This is a genomic window from Actinoplanes sp. L3-i22 (assembly GCF_019704555.1).
Taxonomy (GTDB): Bacteria; Actinomycetota; Actinomycetes; order Mycobacteriales; family Micromonosporaceae; genus Actinoplanes.
The window spans coordinates 5,200,793-5,219,130 of record NZ_AP024745.1; the positions used below are offsets into that span (position 1 = coordinate 5,200,793).

Annotated in this window: 16 protein-coding genes; 10 read left to right on the forward strand and 6 right to left on the reverse strand. The window is 71.1% G+C overall.

Annotated features, from left to right (window positions below; genetic code table 11):
• Window positions 1-114 precede the first annotated feature (114 nt).
• The gene (locus L3i22_RS23135; RefSeq protein ID WP_221330111.1) at window positions 115-321 is read left to right on the forward strand and encodes a DUF397 domain-containing protein; all 207 of its coding nucleotides are present in this window, start codon (window positions 115-117) and stop codon (window positions 319-321) included.
• A gap of 65 nt (window positions 322-386) precedes the next feature.
• Here L3i22_RS23135 and L3i22_RS23140 read toward each other — a convergent pair whose 3' ends face one another.
• From L3i22_RS23140 to L3i22_RS23150, 3 genes are all read right to left on the reverse strand, one after another.
• Window positions 387-764 carry a nuclear transport factor 2 family protein gene (locus L3i22_RS23140; RefSeq protein WP_221329035.1) on the reverse strand — a complete coding sequence of 126 codons (378 nt, stop codon included), beginning with the start codon at window positions 762-764 and terminating at the stop codon, window positions 387-389.
• Entirely contained in the window at window positions 764-1,729 is a 966-nt protein-coding gene (gene speB, locus L3i22_RS23145; protein WP_221329036.1) for an agmatinase, read from the reverse strand. The genes L3i22_RS23140 and speB overlap by 1 nt, the downstream gene beginning before the upstream one ends.
• A gap of 126 nt (window positions 1,730-1,855) precedes the next feature.
• Window positions 1,856-3,397, reverse strand: a complete 1,542-nt coding sequence (locus tag L3i22_RS23150; protein ID WP_221329037.1) for a cytosine permease — start codon at window positions 3,395-3,397, stop codon at window positions 1,856-1,858.
• 136 nt (window positions 3,398-3,533) lie between these two features.
• On the opposite strand from L3i22_RS23150, the gene L3i22_RS23155 reads away from it, so the two are divergent.
• Window positions 3,534-4,115, forward strand: coding sequence for a cupin domain-containing protein (locus L3i22_RS23155; protein WP_221329038.1), 582 nt, complete (start codon window positions 3,534-3,536; stop codon window positions 4,113-4,115).
• Window positions 4,116-4,229: 114 nt separating this feature from the next.
• On the opposite strand, the gene L3i22_RS23160 is transcribed toward L3i22_RS23155, so the two are convergent.
• Window positions 4,230-5,111, reverse strand: a complete 882-nt coding sequence (locus tag L3i22_RS23160) for a hypothetical protein (protein WP_221329039.1) — start codon at window positions 5,109-5,111, stop codon at window positions 4,230-4,232.
• A gap of 210 nt (window positions 5,112-5,321) precedes the next feature.
• Between L3i22_RS23160 and L3i22_RS23165 the strand changes: the two genes are divergently transcribed.
• Window positions 5,322-7,820 (forward strand): ATP-dependent Clp protease ATP-binding subunit, encoded by a 2,499-nt coding sequence (locus tag L3i22_RS23165; protein WP_221330112.1) that lies wholly within the window; start codon window positions 5,322-5,324, stop codon window positions 7,818-7,820.
• 83 nt (window positions 7,821-7,903) lie between these two features.
• Here the strand turns inward: L3i22_RS23165 and L3i22_RS23170 are convergent, their stop codons facing one another.
• Window positions 7,904-8,812, reverse strand: coding sequence for a helix-turn-helix transcriptional regulator (locus L3i22_RS23170; RefSeq protein WP_221329040.1), 909 nt, complete (start codon window positions 8,810-8,812; stop codon window positions 7,904-7,906).
• 161 nt (window positions 8,813-8,973) lie between these two features.
• Here L3i22_RS23170 and L3i22_RS23175 point away from each other — a divergent pair, with 161 nt between their 5' ends.
• The 5 genes from L3i22_RS23175 (at window position 8,974) to L3i22_RS23195 (ending at window position 14,979) form a co-directional block, all read left to right on the forward strand.
• Window positions 8,974-9,774 carry an SDR family NAD(P)-dependent oxidoreductase gene (locus L3i22_RS23175; RefSeq protein WP_221329041.1) on the forward strand — a complete coding sequence of 267 codons (801 nt, stop codon included), beginning with the start codon at window positions 8,974-8,976 and terminating at the stop codon, window positions 9,772-9,774.
• Window positions 9,775-9,914: 140 nt separating this feature from the next.
• On the forward strand, window positions 9,915-10,574 hold the full coding sequence (locus L3i22_RS23180) for a DUF998 domain-containing protein (RefSeq protein ID WP_221329042.1): 660 nt from the start codon (window positions 9,915-9,917) through the stop codon (window positions 10,572-10,574).
• A 202-nt stretch (window positions 10,575-10,776) separates the two neighbouring features.
• Complete coding sequence (locus L3i22_RS23185) at window positions 10,777-11,148, forward strand: YciI family protein (protein WP_221329043.1); 372 nt, start codon at window positions 10,777-10,779, stop codon at window positions 11,146-11,148.
• A 421-nt stretch (window positions 11,149-11,569) separates the two neighbouring features.
• Window positions 11,570-12,856, forward strand: a complete 1,287-nt coding sequence (locus L3i22_RS23190) for an RNA polymerase sigma factor (protein ID WP_255658519.1) — start codon at window positions 11,570-11,572, stop codon at window positions 12,854-12,856.
• Window positions 12,857-13,164: 308 nt separating this feature from the next.
• The gene (locus L3i22_RS23195) at window positions 13,165-14,979 is read left to right on the forward strand and encodes an ATP-binding protein (RefSeq protein WP_221329044.1); all 1,815 of its coding nucleotides are present in this window, start codon (window positions 13,165-13,167) and stop codon (window positions 14,977-14,979) included.
• A 104-nt stretch (window positions 14,980-15,083) separates the two neighbouring features.
• Here L3i22_RS23195 and L3i22_RS23200 read toward each other — a convergent pair whose 3' ends face one another.
• On the reverse strand, window positions 15,084-15,983 hold the full coding sequence (locus L3i22_RS23200; RefSeq protein ID WP_221329045.1) for an N-acetylglucosamine kinase: 900 nt from the start codon (window positions 15,981-15,983) through the stop codon (window positions 15,084-15,086).
• A gap of 86 nt (window positions 15,984-16,069) precedes the next feature.
• Between L3i22_RS23200 and L3i22_RS23205 the strand changes: the two genes are divergently transcribed.
• Window positions 16,070-16,987, forward strand: a complete 918-nt coding sequence (locus L3i22_RS23205; protein ID WP_255658520.1) for a MurR/RpiR family transcriptional regulator — start codon at window positions 16,070-16,072, stop codon at window positions 16,985-16,987.
• 14 nt (window positions 16,988-17,001) lie between these two features.
• Window positions 17,002-18,333 (forward strand): extracellular solute-binding protein, encoded by a 1,332-nt coding sequence (locus L3i22_RS23210; protein ID WP_221329046.1) that lies wholly within the window; start codon window positions 17,002-17,004, stop codon window positions 18,331-18,333.
• Window positions 18,334-18,338 lie beyond the last annotated feature (5 nt).

The window sequence follows — 18,338 nt, forward strand, 5'->3', positions numbered from 1 at the left end:
GAGTGAGGCGTTGACGAGGTCGGACGGAGCGACCCTTCGCGGAGATGTCGTCGCGGAATCTGTGAGCTGGCAACTTTCCCCGAGTAACAGATGAAATCCTACTGGAGCAGGACTATGTATATCGATAGCCAGGCGGCTGACCTTCCCTGGCGTACCTCATCATTCTGTAACAACACTTCTTGCGTGGAGGTCGCGGCCACCCCAGAATTTGTTGCCGTGCGGGACTCGAAGAGCCCACGGCAGTTGGTCCTGGTGTACAGCAAGGGGGAGTGGCAGCAGTTCATCGCTGGCGCCAAGAATGGTGAGTTCGATTTCGAATAGGGCAGGAAACTGATTGGTCGAGCCGGCGCCGTCACTCGTGGTGAGTACGCCGGCTCGTCAACCGATCAGCCGGGGAACGGGCTCAGGTGCTCGTGGACGGCCAGCCAGCGGCCGTCCGGCTCGCGGCGGAAGACGATGGTCTCGCGCTCGTCCAGGGACTCCTCGCCGTCGCCGGTGCGGACCACGGTGTGGACCCGGTGGGTGAAGACGGCCACCTCGCCGAGCATCTGGACCTGCTGGTCCGACGACTCGCAGGAGATCACGTGGAAGCCTTCGCGCTCCCACCCGTACCAAATGTGCTGGTAATCGGCGAGCGACCGCAACGGCGCCGGATGGGTGTGGAAGACGAAGGTCGCGTCGGCGGCGAAGCTGCCGAAATAGGCGGCGGTGTCGTGGGCGCCGAAGGCGGACACCAGGGCGCGGGCGGCCGCGAGGACGGTCATCAATCTTTCCTAGGGGCTAAAGCGGACAGGATCTCGTAGACGGCGTGGGACGCCGCGATCCCGGTGATCTCCGCGTGGTCGTAGGCGGGGGCGACCTCGACGACGTCCGCGCCGACCAGGTTCAGGTCGCCGAACGTGCGCAGGACCGCGAGCAGTTCCCGGCTGGTCATGCCGCCGGCCTCCGGCGTGCCGGTGCCGGGCGCGAACGCCGGGTCGAGCACGTCGATGTCGACGGACAGGTAGACCGGGCGGTCGCCGACGCGTTCGCGGATGCGTTCGGCGATGCCGCGGGCGCCCAGGTCGTCGATCTCGACGCTCGGCACCACGTGAAAGCCCAGCTCTTTGTCCTCGGCCAGGTCGGTCGTGGAGTAGAGCGGACCGCGCGTGCCGACGTGCAGGCATCCGGAACGGTCGATCAGACCCTCCTCGGAGGCGCGCCGGAACGGTGTCCCGTGGGTGTGCGCGGCGCCGAAGTACGTGTCCCACGTGTCGAGGTGCGCGTCGAAGTGGACCACCGCGACCGGGCCGTGCTTGGCCGCCATCGCGCGCAGCAGCGGCAGCGCGATGGTGTGGTCGCCGCCGATGGTGACCAGGTGGGCGGCGCGTTCCAGCATCGCTCGGGCGCCCGCCTCGATCTGATCGATCGCGGACTCGATGTCGAACGGGTTGACCGCGAGATCGCCGGCGTCGGCGACCTGCTGGCTGGCGAACGGCTCGACGTCGGCGGCCGGGTTGTACGGGCGCAGCAGCCGCGACGACTCGCGGACGTGGGCCGGGCCGAAGCGGGCGCCGGGGCGGTAGGAGACCCCGGCGTCGAACGGCACGCCGATCACGGCGACGTCGACGTCGGAGACCTCGTCGATGCGGGGGAGCCGGGCGAAGGTGGCGGGGCCGGCGAAGCGGGGGACCACGGTCGCGTCGACCTGGCCGACGCGACCGTTCCGGATGATCCGGGGAGCGGACATTTCGTTATTCCTCACAATATCTCAGTGCATAACGACCAGCTCGCGCCGGGCTGAACACCCGACTAGCGCCGGGCTCACGGCCGTGAGCGGTGGATCACAGCCGCAGGTCGTTCAGTCTGGAACCGTTCAGTCCGGGACCGAGGCGGCCCGCGCCCGCACCCGATGCGACGAAGCGCCATGATCATCCACGATCTCCGGCATCGGACCGTCCGAGCTGGGCACCCCGAGCGGCCCGTCCGGCCCGAACACATACCGCGGCTCCGGGAAGATGAAGATCAGCGCGAGGTAGGTGACCGCCGCCGTGCCGATCGACACCGGCAGGCTGATGTCGATGCCACCGGCCACGTTCCGGAACGGCCCTTCGATCAGCGGCGGATAGTTGGCGAACAGCAGCCCCACGATCGCCGACGGGATCCACGCGGCCATCCCGCGCCAGTTGACGCCCTTGTGGAACCAGTACGCCCCACCGATCCGCCCCTTGTTGAACACCTGCAGGTCGCTCTCGCGATAGTGGGCGCGGCGCACGACGTACCCAATGGTCATGATGATCATCCAGGGCGTGGTGCAGATGACGATCGCGCCGATGAACGCGTTCACGCTCGCGAGCAGGTCGAACGCCAGCCGCCCGACCAGGATGAAGACGAACGCGAGCGTGCCGATGCACAGCGACGCCTGCACCCGGTTCAGTCGCGGGAACACCGAGGAGAAGTCCAGGCCGGTGCCGTAGAGCGAGGTGATGCCGGTGGACAGGCCGCCGAGGAACGCGACCACGATCAGCAGCAGCGCGTACCAGGCCGGCGAGATGTTGATCAGCGCGACGATGTAGTCCGCCTCGCCGGCCACCAGGGTCGCGGTGAAGACGCCGAACAGGAACGGCACGAGCGTCGCGAGCTGGGCGAAGAACGTGGCGCCGAGCAGCCGCGACGGCTTGGTGCCGGCCGGGATGTAGCGCGACCAGTCGCCGAGGAACGCCCCGAACGAGATCGGGTTGCCCATCACGATCAGCGCGGACAGCACGAACGTCGGCCAGAACGAGCCCAGCGCGTAGGCCGAGGGGCCAGGATCATAACCAAGATCCAATTTCCCGCTGTACGCGATGATGCCCAGCAGGATCAACAGCGTGTTGCCGACCACGACAACCTTGTTGACCAGGAGCATGAACGCGTAGCCGTAGATCACCACGACGATGACCGCCGCGCCGAGCACCGCGTAGACGACCCCGCGCAGCAGGTCCGAGTCGGGCACCCCGGCCAGCCGGATCAGCGCGCCGACCACCGCGTCGCCGCTGACCCAGACCGAGATCGAGTAGAAGGCGATCGCGGTCAGCAGCGACAGGAACGAGCCGACGATCCGGCCGCGGACGCCGAAGTGCGCGCCCGAGGCGACCGCGTTGTTGGTGCCGGTGAGCGGCCCGAACAGGCCCATCGGCATGAGGAACAGCGCGCCGACGGCGACCCCGGCGACGGTCGCCGCGATCGCCTGCCCGAGCGAGAGGCCCAGCAGCACCGGGAACGTGCCGAGGATGACGGTGGCGAACGTGTTGGCGCCGCCGAACTGGATGCGGAACAGGTCGAGGGGCCGGGAGTGCCGGTCCGACGCCGGGATGGTGTCGATGCCGTGCTGTTCGACCTCGGTGATGCGGGGGCGCTGGGGCTCTGTGTCAGTCATGGCGTTGTGTCCTTCGTCTCGGACCGATGCGGGGAGACTAGGACCGAGTTTCCTCTGAAGCAACCTTTGTTGCGTGGATTTAACGATGGCCGGTCCGGGAAAATGCTCCCGGATCTTGATAGGGGGCGGTGGGCAGATGGCAGGCCAGGTGCGACGGGTGGCCCAGCCGCCGGCGACCAGCGCGGCGATCGGCGGGCGGTTGCGCTCCGCCCGGCAGGCCCGCGTGCTCACTCTGCAGCAGGTCGCGGACGCGACAAGTCTGAACAAGGGCTTCATCAGCCGGCTCGAACGCGACGAGGTGTCCCCGTCGGTGGCGTCGCTGGTGTCGATCTGCGAGGTGCTCGGCATCCGGGTCGGCGAGCTGTTCGAGCCGCCGCCGACATCGCTGGTCCGGGCCGGCGAGGGCCGCCCGATCAACTTCGGCGGCAGCAACGTCAGCGAGCTGCTGCTCACTCCGGGCACGCAGAGTCACCTACAGGTGATCCACTCGACCGTCGAGCCGGGCGGCAGCGGCGGAGCGGAGCTCTACACGCTCGACTGCGAGGTCGAGTTCGTCTACGTGGTCCGCGGCCAGCTCACGATCACCCTGACCGGCGAGTCGGTGCTGCTCAGCGCCGGTGACGCGTTCACCTTCCCCGGCCGCGAGCCACACACCTGGGCCAACGCCGGCGCCGGCGACGAGTGCGAGGTCGTCTGGGTGCTCGCCCCAGCCCCCTGACCCTCAGCCAAGCCCCGACGCCCCGCAGCCCGACGCCCGCAGCCCCGACGGCTGACGCCCGCAGCACTACGCCCCGACGGTCAGCCGGGGATCCTTGTCCCGGCGGCCTGACCGTCAGCCGGGGATCAGATCCGGCTCCGCCGTGGTCCCACGATCAAGGTCAAATTCCTGCGACGGTACGGCCTGAGCAGCGGAATCATCGTCGAACCGCACCAGATAGCCGGTCGGCGGGCCGCCCGCGGTCCACTCCGCGCCGACCACCGTCCCGTCCCGCCCGTCGAGACACACCCGGGTGCCCGGCGGCCGGGCCCCGTGCGGCCCGGCGAGCAGCGCGTCCAGAATGTGCCGGGCCCCGTCGACCGACCCGCGCAGGCTGGTCGACCGCAACTCCTGACCCAGGGTGATCGCCGCGTCCCGGACCCGCCGGTCCCGCGCGTCCTCACCGGCGGTCAGCGCGGCGTCGATCCGGGGCCACAGCCGCCAGCGCTCGCCGTCGAGCAGCCGGCGGGCCGCCCGGTCCAGATCGGCGCAGGGGACGTCGACCGCGGACTCCTCGCCCAGGTCGGCGGCCCAGGTGAGTTCATCCGGCCGGGGTAGCAACTCGGGTGACTCGTGCACCAGAACGGCGTACAGCATCGCGATCAGCGACTGCCGGTGTTCGCCCGCGTAGAGCGGCCCGGCCGTGTCGATCGCACGCAGCGGCGGAAACCGGCGGACCAGATGCTCGGCCCGGCCGGTCGGCAACTCGGTGGCCAGCCGGGTGTCGTGCACCCGGGCGTGGAAGGTCCGGTTCGCCCGGGCATGGAACATCCAGGCCCGGTGCTCGTCCCCGCCGGTCGGGAAGCCCGGCTGGGAATGCCGGGTCGGCGCCGGGGCCGGGGCGGCCAGCAGCCGGGCTGCGACCGAGTACGCCACACCGAGCTCGGCGGCCAGCGCCCGGATGGCGCGCTTCCGGGCTCGGTCGGGCACGGGTCGGCGGTCACGCGTTGCGGTCATGGGCGTCCTCCCACCCTCATCGTAGGCTGTCGCCGTTGTAAGGTGGTGGAGCAGCGCGCCTGCACGAGCGTTGCGCGGCTCCCCACGCGGGCCGCGCGCGAACGCCAAGAGGCTCTGACTCAGCGCACGTGACACCTGTCCGTTTCCGCACGTGCGCGTGCGTTCCCTGGGGCGGGGCGCGTGGGGCTTCGCTGCGAGGACGTGAGTGTCGTGTTCGAGCGGTTCACCGACCGGGCTCGCCGGGTGGTCGTCCTGGCCCAGGAAGAGGCCCGGATGCTCAACCACAACTACATCGGGACGGAACACGTCCTGCTCGGCCTGATCCACGAGGGCGAGGGCGTCGCCGCCAAGGCTCTGGAGAGCCTCGGGGTCTCCTTGGAAGCCGTCCGCCAGCAGGTCGAGGAGATCATCGGCCAGGGCCAGCAGGCGCCGGCCGGCCACATCCCCTTCACTCCCCGGGCCAAGAAGGTGCTGGAGCTCTCCCTGCGGGAGGCGCTGCAGCTGGGCCACAACTACATCGGCACCGAGCACATCCTGCTCGGCCTGATCCGTGAGGGCGAGGGCGTCGCCGCCCAGGTGCTGGTCAAGCTCGGCGCCGATCTCGGGCGGGTGCGCCAGCAGGTCATTCAGCTGGTTGCCGGTTACACCGAGAAGGAGCCGCAGTCGGCCACCCCCGGTGCCGCGACGCCGACCAGCTCGACCGTGCTGGACCAGTTCGGGGTCAACCTGACGCAGTCCGCCCGCGAGGGCAAGCTCGACCCGGTCATCGGCCGGGAGAAGGAAATCGAGCGGGTCATGCAGGTGCTGTCCCGCCGCACCAAGAACAACCCGATCCTGATCGGTGAGCCCGGCGTCGGCAAGACCGCGGTCGTCGAGGGCCTGGCGCAGTCCATCGTCAAGGGCGAGGTGCCCGAGATGCTCAAGGACAAGCAGCTCTACACGCTGGACCTGGGCGCCCTGGTGGCCGGTTCGCGCTACCGCGGTGACTTCGAGGAGCGCCTGAAGAAGGTGCTCAAGGAGATCAACACCCGCGGCGACGTGATCCTGTTCATCGACGAGATCCACACCCTGGTCGGCGCCGGCGCCGCCGAGGGCGCGATCGACGCGGCGTCGCTGCTCAAGCCGATGCTGGCCCGCGGTGAGCTGCGGACCATCGGCGCGACCACGATCGACGAGTTCAAGAAGTTCTTCGAGAAGGACAAGGCTCTGGAGCGCCGCTTCCAGCCGGTGCAGGTGGGCGAGCCGTCGCTGTCGCACACCATCGAGATCCTCAAGGGCCTGCGCGACGCCTACGAGGCGCACCACCGGGTCTCCTACACCGACGCCGCCCTGGTCGCCGCGGCCACCCTGTCGGACCGCTACATCTCCGACCGGTTCCTGCCGGACAAGGCGATCGACCTGATCGACGAGGCCGGGGCCCGGATGCGCATCCGCCGGATGAGCGCGCCGCCGGACCTGCGCGAGCTGGACGAGCGCATCGCCCAGGTGCGCCGGGACAAGGAATCGGTCATCGATTCGCAGGACTTCGAGCGTGCCGCCCAGCTGCGCGACTCGGAGAAGACCCTGCTGGGTCAGAAGGCGCAGCGGGAGAAGGAGTGGAAGGCCGGCGACCTGGACGTGGTGTCCGAGGTCGACGACGAGCAGATCGCCGAGGTGCTGGGCAACTGGACCGGGATCCCGGTCTACAAGCTCACCGAGGAGGAGACCACGCGGCTCCTGCGCATGGAGGACGAGCTGCACCGGCGCGTCATCGGCCAGGAGGACGCGGTCGCCGCGGTGTCCAAGGCGATCCGGCGTACTCGTGCCGGTCTGAAGGACCCGAAGCGCCCCTCGGGCTCGTTCATCTTCGCCGGCCCGTCCGGTGTCGGTAAGACCGAGCTGTCCAAGGCCCTCGCCGAGTTCCTGTTCGGCTCCGAGGACGCGCTGATCCAGCTGGACATGTCGGAGTTCCACGACCGGTACACGGTGTCCCGGCTCGTCGGTGCCCCTCCCGGCTACGTCGGTTACGACGAGGGCGGGCAGCTGACCGAGAAGGTCCGTCGCAAGCCGTTCAGCGTGGTGCTGTTCGACGAGATCGAGAAGGCCCACCCGGACGTGTTCAACACGCTCCTGCAGATCCTGGAGGACGGTCGGCTGACCGACGGCCAGGGCCGGATCGTGGACTTCAAGAACACGGTGATCATCCTGACCACCAACCTCGGCACCCGGGACGTGGCCAAGGCGGTGTCGCTGGGCTTCCAGGCCTCCGAGGACACCGACAGCACCTATGACCGGATGAAGATCAAGGTCAACGACGAGCTCAAGCAGCACTTCCGGCCCGAGTTCCTGAACCGTATCGATGACACGATCGTCTTCCACCAGCTGCGTGAGCAGGAGATCCTGCAGATCGTGGACATCTTCGTGGCGCGGATCGAGGGCCAGCTCAAGAACAAGGACATGGGTCTGGAGCTGACCGACAACGCCAAGAAGTACCTGGCGAAGAAGGGCTTCGACCCGGTCCTGGGCGCCCGGCCGCTGCGCCGCACGATCCAGCGCGAGCTGGAGGACACGCTCTCCGAGCAGATCCTGTTCAACGAGCTGCGCCCCGGCCAGATCGTGGTCGTGGACTGCGAGGGCGACCCGGCCAACATCGAGAAGTCCAAGATCGTGTTCCGTGCCGCCGACCGCGGAGCCGAGGTGCCGGACACCGTTCCGGCCGGTCTCGAGTAGTAAAGTCTGGAGGTGTACGACCGCATCCGCAGTGTGCGGTCGTACACCTGACCGGCCCGCCGCCGCCCGCGAGCGGGCCGCGTTCACTGGTCCCTCCCGAGTCCACCGCCGGCCGTCGAGGGCAGCGGTGCCGGCCGGACGACGGGTTCGGGTGCCTCAGGCCCCGCCCAGGCAGCCAGCAGGTCCAAGCCGTGCCGGGCCGGCGACCCCGGCTTGGCCAGGTAGACCATCAGCGCCTGATCCGGATCCCCGGGCAGGGTGAGCGCCTCGGTTTCCAGGACCAGCTCGCCGACCAGCGGATGGTGCAGCGTCTTGGTGCCGTGGGTGAACTCGACCACCCTCTGCTCGGCCCACCAGCGCCGGAAGTCCTGACTCCGCATCGACAGTTCGCCGACCAGCGCGATCGTCTTCGGATCGTCGGGATGCCGGGCCGCGTCCATCCGCAGCGTCCCGACCATGTCGGCGGCGACCCGCTCCCAGTCCGCGGCGAACAGCGACCGTGCGCCCTCGTCGAGGATCAGCCAGCGGGTCGCGTTGCGCTCCCGGGCCGGCATCGCCCGGAAGTCGGCGAACAGCAGCCGCGCCATCCGGTTGGTGGCGAGCATGTCGGTGCGCCGGCCCAGCACGAACGCCGGGGTGTCGCCGAGCTGCTCGATCAGCGCGAGCAGACCGGGCCGCACGGACTGCGCCCGCGAGGTGTGCCGCCGGGGCGGCGCCGACTGCCGGGCAACGGTGTGCAGATAGTCCCGCTCGGCCGGGCTCAGCCGCAGGGCCGAGGCGATCGCGTCCAGCACCGCCTCGGACGGGGTGATCGGCCGGCCCTGCTCGAGCCGGGTGTAATAGTCGACGCTGACGCCCGCGAGGGACGCGAGCTCCTCACGGCGCAGCCCGGGCACCCGCCGGGCTGCCGGAGGCGACAGGCCGGCCGCTTCCGGGCTGAGCGCGGCCCGCCGCATACGCAGGAATTTCGCCAGTTCGCCGTTGTTCGTCATGCCCCCATGGTGCCGCCCGGAGGCGGCCTTGCCATCGGCCCGGGTGGCCCTGTCGTTCCTAGGTAGGAGAGGGCCATTTTCGCCCTTACCACCCGGCTCCGGCGCGTGGCCTGATTGACGCATCCCATCCGGGAGCACGATCTCGCACCAAGGAGCCATCCATGTCCGACACCTGGTTGATCACCGGCGCCACCTCCGGATTCGGGCGTCTCGTCGCCGCCCGGGCACTCACCCGCGGCGCCCACGTGATCGCCGTCGGCCGCCGCGGCGACCTGCTGGCCGACCTCGCCGAACAGGCACCGGACCGGGTCACGCCGATCGTCCTGGACATCACCACCCCGGCGGCGCAGGCCACGATCAGCGCCGCGATCGAAGCCGCCGGCGGCCTCGACGTGCTGGTCAACAATGCCGGCTACGGGCTGTTCGGCGCGATCGAGCAGATCAGCGACGCCGAGGCCCGCACCCTGTTCGACACGAACGTGCTGGGCAACCTGGCCGTGCTGCGCGCCGCGCTGCCCGCCCTGCGCGCGTCGAGAGGCCGCATCGTGCAGCTCTCGTCGATGAACGGGCAGCTCGCCTGGGCCTCCTCAGGCGTCTACTCGGCGTCCAAGGGCGCGGTCGAGCTGCTCAGCGAGGCCCTCGCCGAGGAGCTCGCACCGACCGGGGTGCGGGTCACGCTGGTCGAGCCGGGCATCTTCGCCACCGAGTTCGGCACCACCGCCCACGCCGTCCTGCCCGACGAGGTCTACGCGCCGACCGTCGGCAAGTTCCTGAGCGACTTCGCCCAGCTGCCGCCGTCCGCGTTCGGCGACGCCGGCCAGGTCGCCGACGCGATCCTGGCCCTGGTCGACCTGCCCGAGCCGCCGCTACGCCTCGCGATCGGCGCCGACGCGATCACCGCCATCCGCGCCTCGCTGCAGGCCCGGCTCGCCGAGCTCGACAAATGGGAGATCAAGATCTAAAACCCGATTTCGGCGTACGCCGTGAGCCCCGCCCCGAATCCGTGCGAGAAAAGTTCTGGCGTCGTGTCGAAACCCGCGTCCGCCGTTCGAGAGAGAGGGTGAAGGGCCGGACGGCGGCCCGTGAACCATGAGGAGATGTCATGAGGCGGCTGTCGAGCACTCTGCTGACCGCGGGCGTGGCGGCCGGTCCGCTCTACGTCGTGGTCTCGCTGACCGAGGTGGCGGTCCGGGACGGTTTCGACCCCACCCGGCACGCGTGGAGCATGCTGGCGAACGGGACCTACGGCTGGATCCACAGCCTGAATCTGTTCGTCAGCGGTGTCCTGGTCATCGCCGGGGCGATCGCGATCCACCAGGCGATCCGCCAGCGGCCCGCGCCGACGCTGCTCGCGTTGTACGGCCTGGGCATGGTCGGCGCCGCGTTCTTCACCGCCGACCCGGGTCGCGGTTTCCCGGTCGGCACGCCCGAGGTGGTGCCGGTCAGCGGGCACGGCATCGCCCACTTCGCGGTCGGCGGGGTGGGGTTCCTGGGCCTGGTCGCGGGGTGCCTGCTGCTTGCCCGTCGGCTCGGCGCGGACGGTCAGCGGGGCCTCGCGATGTTCTCCCGGGTCACCGGCGTCTTCTTCCTGGTGGCGTTCCTGGCACTGGCCGGCACCGGAGGCCCGGCCTGGGCGCTGCTGGCCTTCACCGCGGCCGTGATCCTGGCGTCCGCCTGGCTGTCCACGATCTTCACCCACTACCGTCGCGTCGCCGCCCGCCCGGGCCGGCGCTCGGACCGACACGATCCCGTCGCCGCCTGACCGGGCCGGCGTTCGTTCCGACATGATCCCGTCGCTGCCTCACCGGGGCGGCGTTCGTTCCGACCTGATCGCGTCGCCGCCTGACGGGTCGGCGCTCGCACCGATACCTCGCGTCGCCGCTCGACCGGGCCGGCGCTCGCACCGATACCGTCGCGTCGCTGCCTGACCGGGCCGGCGCTCGTACCGAATGAAGGAGCACGACATGCGTTACCTGACGTTGCTGCGCGGCCGGCACTCGACCACGCCGCCCCCGCCCGAGCTGATGGCGGCGATCATGGCGCTGGGCGAGGAGGCCACGAAATCCGGCGCGCTGCTGGACACCGCCGGCCTGGCGCCGAGCGCGAGCGGCGCCCGGGTGAGTCTGGCGGGCGGCGAGCTGGCCGCGGTCGACGGGCCGTTCGCCGAGTCGAAGGAGGTCATCAGCTACGCGATCTACGACGTGCGCTCGAAGGAGGAGGCGGTCGAATGGGCGTCCCGGTTCCTCCGGGTGCACCGTGACCTGTGGCCCGAGTGGGAAGGCGAGGTCGACGTGCTGAAGCTGTTCGGCCCGGAGGACTTCCCGGCCCCGGCCTGACCAGCGACCTGCGCTGCTGACAGCAGGTCCGGTGGCGACCGTGCGCGTCCGCGATGCGGGCGGATGATGCTGATGGCAGCGGGTCCGGCGGCGGCCGGGCGTGTCCCCGAGACGAGCGGATGATGCTGATGGCGGCGGGTGCCGTGGCGGGCCGGTGCGTTGTCGGGATCGGCGGTCCGCGCTGGTGGCGGCCGGTGCGGTGAGGGCGGGCGCGTTCACGCGGCCGGAGGGCGGTACCGGAGGGCGGTACCGGAGGGCGGTACCGGAGGGCGGTACCGGAGGGCAGTACCGGAGGGCGGTACCGGACGGCGGTGCTGATGGGCGGTGCTGATGGGCGGTACCTGAGGGCGGTGCTGATGGGCGGTGCTGATGGGCGGTACCTGAGGGCGGTGCTGGAGGGCGGTGCTGGAGGGCGGTGCTGGTGGGGGCGGATCGTGCGGCGGTCGAGCGGGTGCTCGACGCGGTGTGGCGGATCGAGTCGGCGCGGCTGGTCGCGGGGCTGGCCCGGCTCGTGCGCGACGTCGGCCTGGCCGAGGAACTGGCCCAGGACACCCTGGTCATCGCCCTCGAACAGTGGCCGCGCGACGGCGTGCCGGCCGAGCCCGGCCAGTGGCTGCGGGCGACCGCGAAGCACCGGGCGATCGACGTGTTGCGGCGGCGGCAGCGGTACACCGAGAAGCTGGCGTTGCTCGGCCGGGACGCGGAGAGGCGGGAGAGCGACGGTGAGGCGGAGCTCGTCGACGCGCTCGACGACCACTTCGGTGACGACCTGCTGCGGCTGATCTTCACCGCCGCGCATCCGGCCCTCGCCGTGGAGGGCCGGGTCGCGCTGACGCTGAAGCTGCTGGGTGGGCTGAGCACGGCGGAGATCGGGCGGGCGTTCCTGATCCCCGAGGCGACCGCCGCCCAGCGCATCGTCCGGGCCAAGCGGGCGCTCGCGGCGGCCGGCGCGGAGTTCTCGCTGCCGACCCCGGCGGAGACCGCGGAGCGCGTCGGCACGGTGCTCGGCGTCCTCTACCTGATCTTCAACGAGGGGTATGCCGCGAGCAGCGGCACGGACTGGACCCAGCCGCGGCTCTGCCACGAGGCGATGCGGCTGGGCCGGATCCTGGCCGGTCTCCTGCCGGACGAGCCCGAGGTGCACGGCCTGCTCGCGCTGATGGAGTTGCAGGCGTCCCGGCTGCCGGCCCGGGCCGATGCCGAGGGCCGCCCGGTGCTGCTCGGCGATCAGGACCGGCGCCGGTGGGACCGGCTGCTGATCCGGCGGGGCCTGGCCGCCCTGGAGCGGGCCGAGTCGCTGGGCGGCGGCAGCTACACGCTGCAGGCGGCCATCGCGGCATGTCACGCCCGGGCGTTCGCTTACGTCGACACGGACTGGACCCGGATCGCGGCGCTCTACGAGATCCTCGCCTACCTGCAGCCGTCCCCGGTCGTCCGGCTCAATCAGGCCGTCGCCGCCGGGTTGGCCGGCGACCCGGGCCGCGGCCTCGGCATCCTGGACGCGCTGGGCGCCGAGCGGGCGCTCCGCGACTATCCGCAGCTGCCGGCCGCGGAAGGCGAGCTCCTCGCCCTGCTCGGCCGGCCCGCGGACGCCGCCGGCCAGTTCCGCCGAGCCGCGGAGCTGACCCGCAACGACAGCGAGCGCACGCTCTACCTCGCCCGCGCGGACACGCTCGGCCGTCGGAGTGACACCGACCCACCTGGATGACGTCGGGCGTCGGAGTGACGTCGGCCCGGCTGGAGGGCGCTGGGCTGCCGGAGTGGCGCGAACCCGGCTGGAGGGTGCTGGGCTGCCGGAGTGGTGCCGGCTCGCTTGGAGGGCGCTGGGCTGCCGGAGTGGCGCGGGCCCGGCTGGATGAGGCGGGGCTGCCGGAGTGGTGCCGGGTCACCGGAGTGAGGTCAGGCCGCTGGAATGATGCCGATCGACACGTGCGCGACTCGGCGGCCGCTCAGCCGCTCGATTGACGATGGCCGATAGCGAAGCCCGCGCCCCATCCGGCCCGTAACGTCGCAAGTATGCGTGCCGCCGAGGGGCCAGGCTACGTACCGGGATGGCGGTCGGGTTTGATCGTTGCCCTGGTCGTCGTGCTGGGTGTGCTCGGCACCGCCCTGTCGGCGGTCGCCCTGCACGAGTCGGCGCACCGCTGGAGCAAGGTCGCGTTCGAGCAGAAACAGGACCTGATCACCAAGATGGTGATGGCCGAACTGGGCCAGTACGGGGTCACCCTCGCCGACCTGTCCGCCTCGATGGGCGCGCAGCCGGAGCTGGACGAGAGCGCGTTCGCGGCGATCACCGGCCCGATCAACAGCATCCGGCTGCCGGGGGCGGTCGCGGTCAGTTACGTCGTGGAGGCCCGGACCGGAGCGATCGGCGGTGTGCAGGCCGACTGGCGCCGCCGGGGGAGCACCGGCCTGACCCTGACGCCGGGCGCGGCCGGCACCGGTGAGCACTACTTCCCGGTGTTCGTCCGCACCCTGGACGGCAGCACCCCGCAGCCCGGCCGGGATCTGGCCTCGATCACCCCGGTGGGGCAGGTGTTGCGGAAGGTGCGTTCGGACAGCACGGTCGACGCGAGCTCCAGCTATCGCCCGGCCGACGGCGGCGACGTCGCGTTCACCGTGGCAGCGCCGGTGCGGGACCGCGGCGGCCGGTTCACCGGCTGGGTGACCATGACGTTCCGTGGCCGGGACTTCCTCGGCGAGGCGGTCGACATCCTCGGCGCGGACGAGGTGGCGGTGAAGTTCGTCGACGTCTCCGCCGATCCGCCGGTCACCCTGGTGTCCTGGCCGTCGCCGGCCCGGACCGAGTCCCGTCTGCGGGTCGCCCGGATCGGCGTCCCCACCCCGGGGGCCCCGCACTGGATGCTGGTCTTCCGCCCGACCGAGCGCCTGATCCCGGCCTCCCAGGAGTGGATGGCCCGCGGCGCGGTGGTCATCGGGGGCGTGCTGACGCTGCTGCTGGCGTGTCTCACGGTGATCGTGGTGACGTCCCGGGACCGGGCGCTGCGCCGGGTCGAGAGGGCGACCGCCGCCCTGCGTCATGACATCGAGCGCCGGGAGATGGTCGAGCAGCAGCTGCGGATCCGCGAGGAGGAGCTGGTCGGTTTCGCCGGGGTGATCGCCCACGACCTGCGCAATCCGCTGTCGAACGTGATCGGCTACTCGGAGCTGCTGTCCGTCGCGGATCAGGGCGGGATGACCGAGAAACAACAGAGCTACCTGACTAGGGTACGGGGTAGCGCCGCGCTCATGCAGCGGCTGATCGACGACCTGCTCGGCTACGCGACCGCCGACAACGCCACCCTGCGGATCACCGAGATCGACCTGGAGCAGCTGGTCGGCGACATCGTCACCGAGCGGCTCGACGAGAGCGGCGCCAACGCGACGGTCGAGCACATCGTGCTGCCCACCGTGTTCGGCGATCCGACGCTGATCCGCCAGGTGCTGGACAACCTGATCGGCAACGCGATCAAGTACACGCCGCCCGGCCGGCGGGCGCAGGTGACCGTCGAGGCGATCCGCCCGGAGCCGGGCGTGTGCCGGGTCGAGGTGGCCGACCGCGGCATCGGCATCCCGCCCGGGCAGCACGCCGAGGTGTTCAACGCGTTCACCCGCGCCGAGGGCAGCGAGCGCTATCCGGGTACCGGGCTGGGCCTGGCGATCGTGCAGCGCATCGTGCAGCGTCACGGCGGCACGGTCGGCGTGGAGGCCAACCCGGGCGGCGGCAGCCGCTTCTGGTTCACCCTGCCGGTGTCCCCGGCGCTCCCGGTGGAGCCGGCCATGCCCGCGGCATCGGAGGAGCCGGAGACCTCACCGCGCCGCGCGGCGTAGCGGCACGCCGAGACCGGGTCCGGGCCGGCCGGCGGCCGCGCCGCGTTCGTCACCACGCGCGCCGTGATCGCCGGGCGGCCCTGCCGGGTCGGGGCGGCGACTGATCAGGATCGGCCGAGCAGCGCCTCGTGCAGAGACGCCGGGTCGAGCGCACTGAGTGGCCGCGCCGCCAGCCACGCCGCGCCGGCCGCCGGATCGCGGCTGGTCGCCGGATGCTGCCCGCGCGAGCGCAGCGTCGCCAGCACCCCGTCGCGGACTGGGGTATCACCGGCCAGCAGCCCCCCGCCGAGCACCACCGGACCCTCCGCCCGCACCTCATCGAGGGTGCGGACCAGGTGGGTGACCGCCTCGGCCACGATCGCGGCGGCGTGCTCGTCCCCGGCCCGGGCCGCCGCGCAGACCAGCGGGGCGAGCGCCCCGATCTCCTCCCAGGGCAGCGCCTGCGCCCAGTAGACCATTTCGTCGGCGCTGCCCGCCCCGGTCCGCGCGGCGAGCTGCGTGGCCAGCGGCGCCGACCAGTTCCGGACCGCGACGCGCACCGCCTGCAGGCCCAGCCACCGGCCGGAGCCCTCGTCGCCGAGCAGCCAGCCCAGGCCGTCGATGGTGCGCACCACCGCGTCGGCGTGCACGGCCGCGGCGATCGCGCCGGTCCCGGCGATCAGCACCGCGCCCGAGGGGGCGGGGCTGCCGGCCGCGAACGCGGTCACCACGTCGCCGACCACGGCGACCGGCCCGCGCACCCCGGCCGCGGCCAGCGCCGGCGCGAACTGCGCCGCGGTCGCCGGCCCGGCGATGCCCAGGGTCGCGGCGCGGACCAGCGCGGGGGAGTGCCCACCGAGCGCGGCGCGGACCGCCGTGACGACTGCCGCCGCCGCGTTGCCGGCGCCCGCGGTCAGCGGGTTGCCGGGGCCGGCTCGCCCCCGCCCGAGGACCGTGCCGCCGGTCGTCGCGACCACGGCGGTCGACGCGGTGCCACCCGCGTCCACGCCCACCACCAGTTCCATGAACGAGATCGAAACATAGGAAAGACTTATTGACTAGACCGCCCGGCGGTCGTAATTTTCATCAACAACGGCGTGCGATGAAAAGGATGACCACAGTGACGGGTGAGAGCGGTGGGCTGCTCGGACGGCTCCGGATCGAGGGTCCGGCGATGCCGGAGGCCCTGGCGAGAATCGCCGAGACGATCCTGAACGATCCGGAGACGGCGGCCAACGCCAGCATCGTCGACCTGGCCGAGCGCTCCGGGACGTCGACCGCGACGGTCACCCGGTTCAGCCGCACGCTGGGCTTCAAGGGCTATGCGAACCTGCGCGTCGCGATCGCCACTGAGACCGGCCGGGCCGAGCAGGCCCGGTGGGAGACCGACATCAGCGGCGACATCGCCCCCGGCGACCCGCTCACCGACGTGCTCGGCGTGGTCACCGCCGCCGACACCCGGGCCATCCAGGACACCGCGGCCGGCCTGGACATGGCGTCCATCGAGCGGGTGTCGGCCGCGATCGCCGGCGCCGGCCGGGTGGAGATCTTCGGGCTGGGCAGCAGCGGCACGTCGGCGCGGGAGATGGCGTTCCGGCTCGAACGGATCCGGGTCCCGGTCTGGCACCGCGTCGACTCGCACACCGCGCTGACCAACGCCGCCCTGCTGCTGCCGGGGGACGTGGCCATCGGGTTGTCGCACTCCGGTCGTACCCGGGAAGTGATTGAAACGCTTGCCGAGGCAGCCGATCACGGGGCCCTGACCGTGGCGTTGACCAGCTACAGCCGTTCTCCGCTGGCGGAGGTGGCCGACGTCGTGTTCACCACCGCCGTGCAGGAGACCACGTTCCGCCTGGCCGCGCTCTCCGCATTGCACTCCCAGCTGCTGGTCCTCGACATGATCTACGTCGCGGTCGCCCAGCGCACCTACGAGCGGACCGCCGAGGCACTCGAGCTCACCGTGCGCGCGGTCGACGCCCATCGCCTTCCCGAGAAGAACCCGACCCGTAATCGGGGCCGGAACAAATAATGAAGGAGCACCATATGCGCCAACGCCGTTATATCGCCGCCGCCGCCCTGTGTACCGCGACCCTGTTGACCCTGACCGCCTGCGGGGGTGGCGGAACCTCGGCCGCCGGGGACGACGGCTCGCCGAAGACCGTGCCGAACACCCGCGGCGAGGGCAAGACGCTCACCGTCTGGGTGATGGACGGCGACTACACCGACGCCACCATCAAGGCGATCAACGACCAGTTCACCCAGGCCACCGGTGCGCAGGTGGACGTGCAGATCCAGCAGTGGGAGAGCATCACCACCAAGATCAGCACGGCGTTGTCGACCAGCGGCACGCCGGACGTGCTGGACCTGGGCAACACGCAGGTGCCCGGCTTCGCGGCCAACGGCGGGCTGCTCGACCTGACGCCGTACGCGGATGATCTGCGGCAGGGCCGCAAGTGGCTCGCGGGTCTGGAGGAACCGGCGACGGTCGACAAGGCGCTCTACGCGGTGCCCGGTTTCGCCGGCGCCCGCGCGGTCATCTACAACAAGAAGACCTGGGCCGCCGCCGGGGTCACCGCCGCGCCGACGACCTACGCCGAGCTCACCGCCGCGCTGGACAAGGTGAAGGCGGCCAACCCGGCCGCCGACTTCTCGCCGTTCTACCTGCCCGGGCAGTACTGGTACGCCGGCATGCAGTTCGTCTGGGACGCCGGCGGCGACATCGCCGCCAGCGACGGCGGTGCCTGGAAGGGCGGCTTCGCCAGCCCGGAGGCGCAGAAGGGACTGGCCGACTTCAAGACGTTCCAGAACACCTACTCCACCAAGGCGTCGCAGGCCATCGACACCATCACCCCGGACCAGAACCAGGTCTTCGCCGACGGCAAGACCGCGGCCATCCTGTCGACGGCCGGCTCCCTCGGTCTGATCCAGAAGGCCAACCCCAAGATCAAAAAAGACGATTTGGGTACGTTCCCGCTGCCCGGCGTGTCCGGAAAGGCGCAGCCCGTGATGCTCGGCGGCTCCGACTGGGGCATCGCCACCAAGAGCGACACCCCGGAGCTGGCCCTGCAGTGGACCAAGATCGCCGCCAGCCCGACCGTGCAGGACAAGAACGTGTTCGGCAACGACGGCTGGATCCCGAACAGCACGCAGGGCATCGAGGCCGCCCAGCCCAGCCTGAACGAGCAGCAGAAGGGCTTCTTCACCGCGGCGCTGACCTCGAAGGCGACCCCGGCCGCCGCGCAGTGGCCGACGCTCGAGGGCGACAAGAGCATCAACCAGGTGTTCTCCAACGTCGCCTCCGGCGCGAAGTCGCCCGCGGACGCCGCCAAGGAGTTCGACTCGCACCTCGACAGCACGCTCGCCGGCGGTAAGTGACCGTC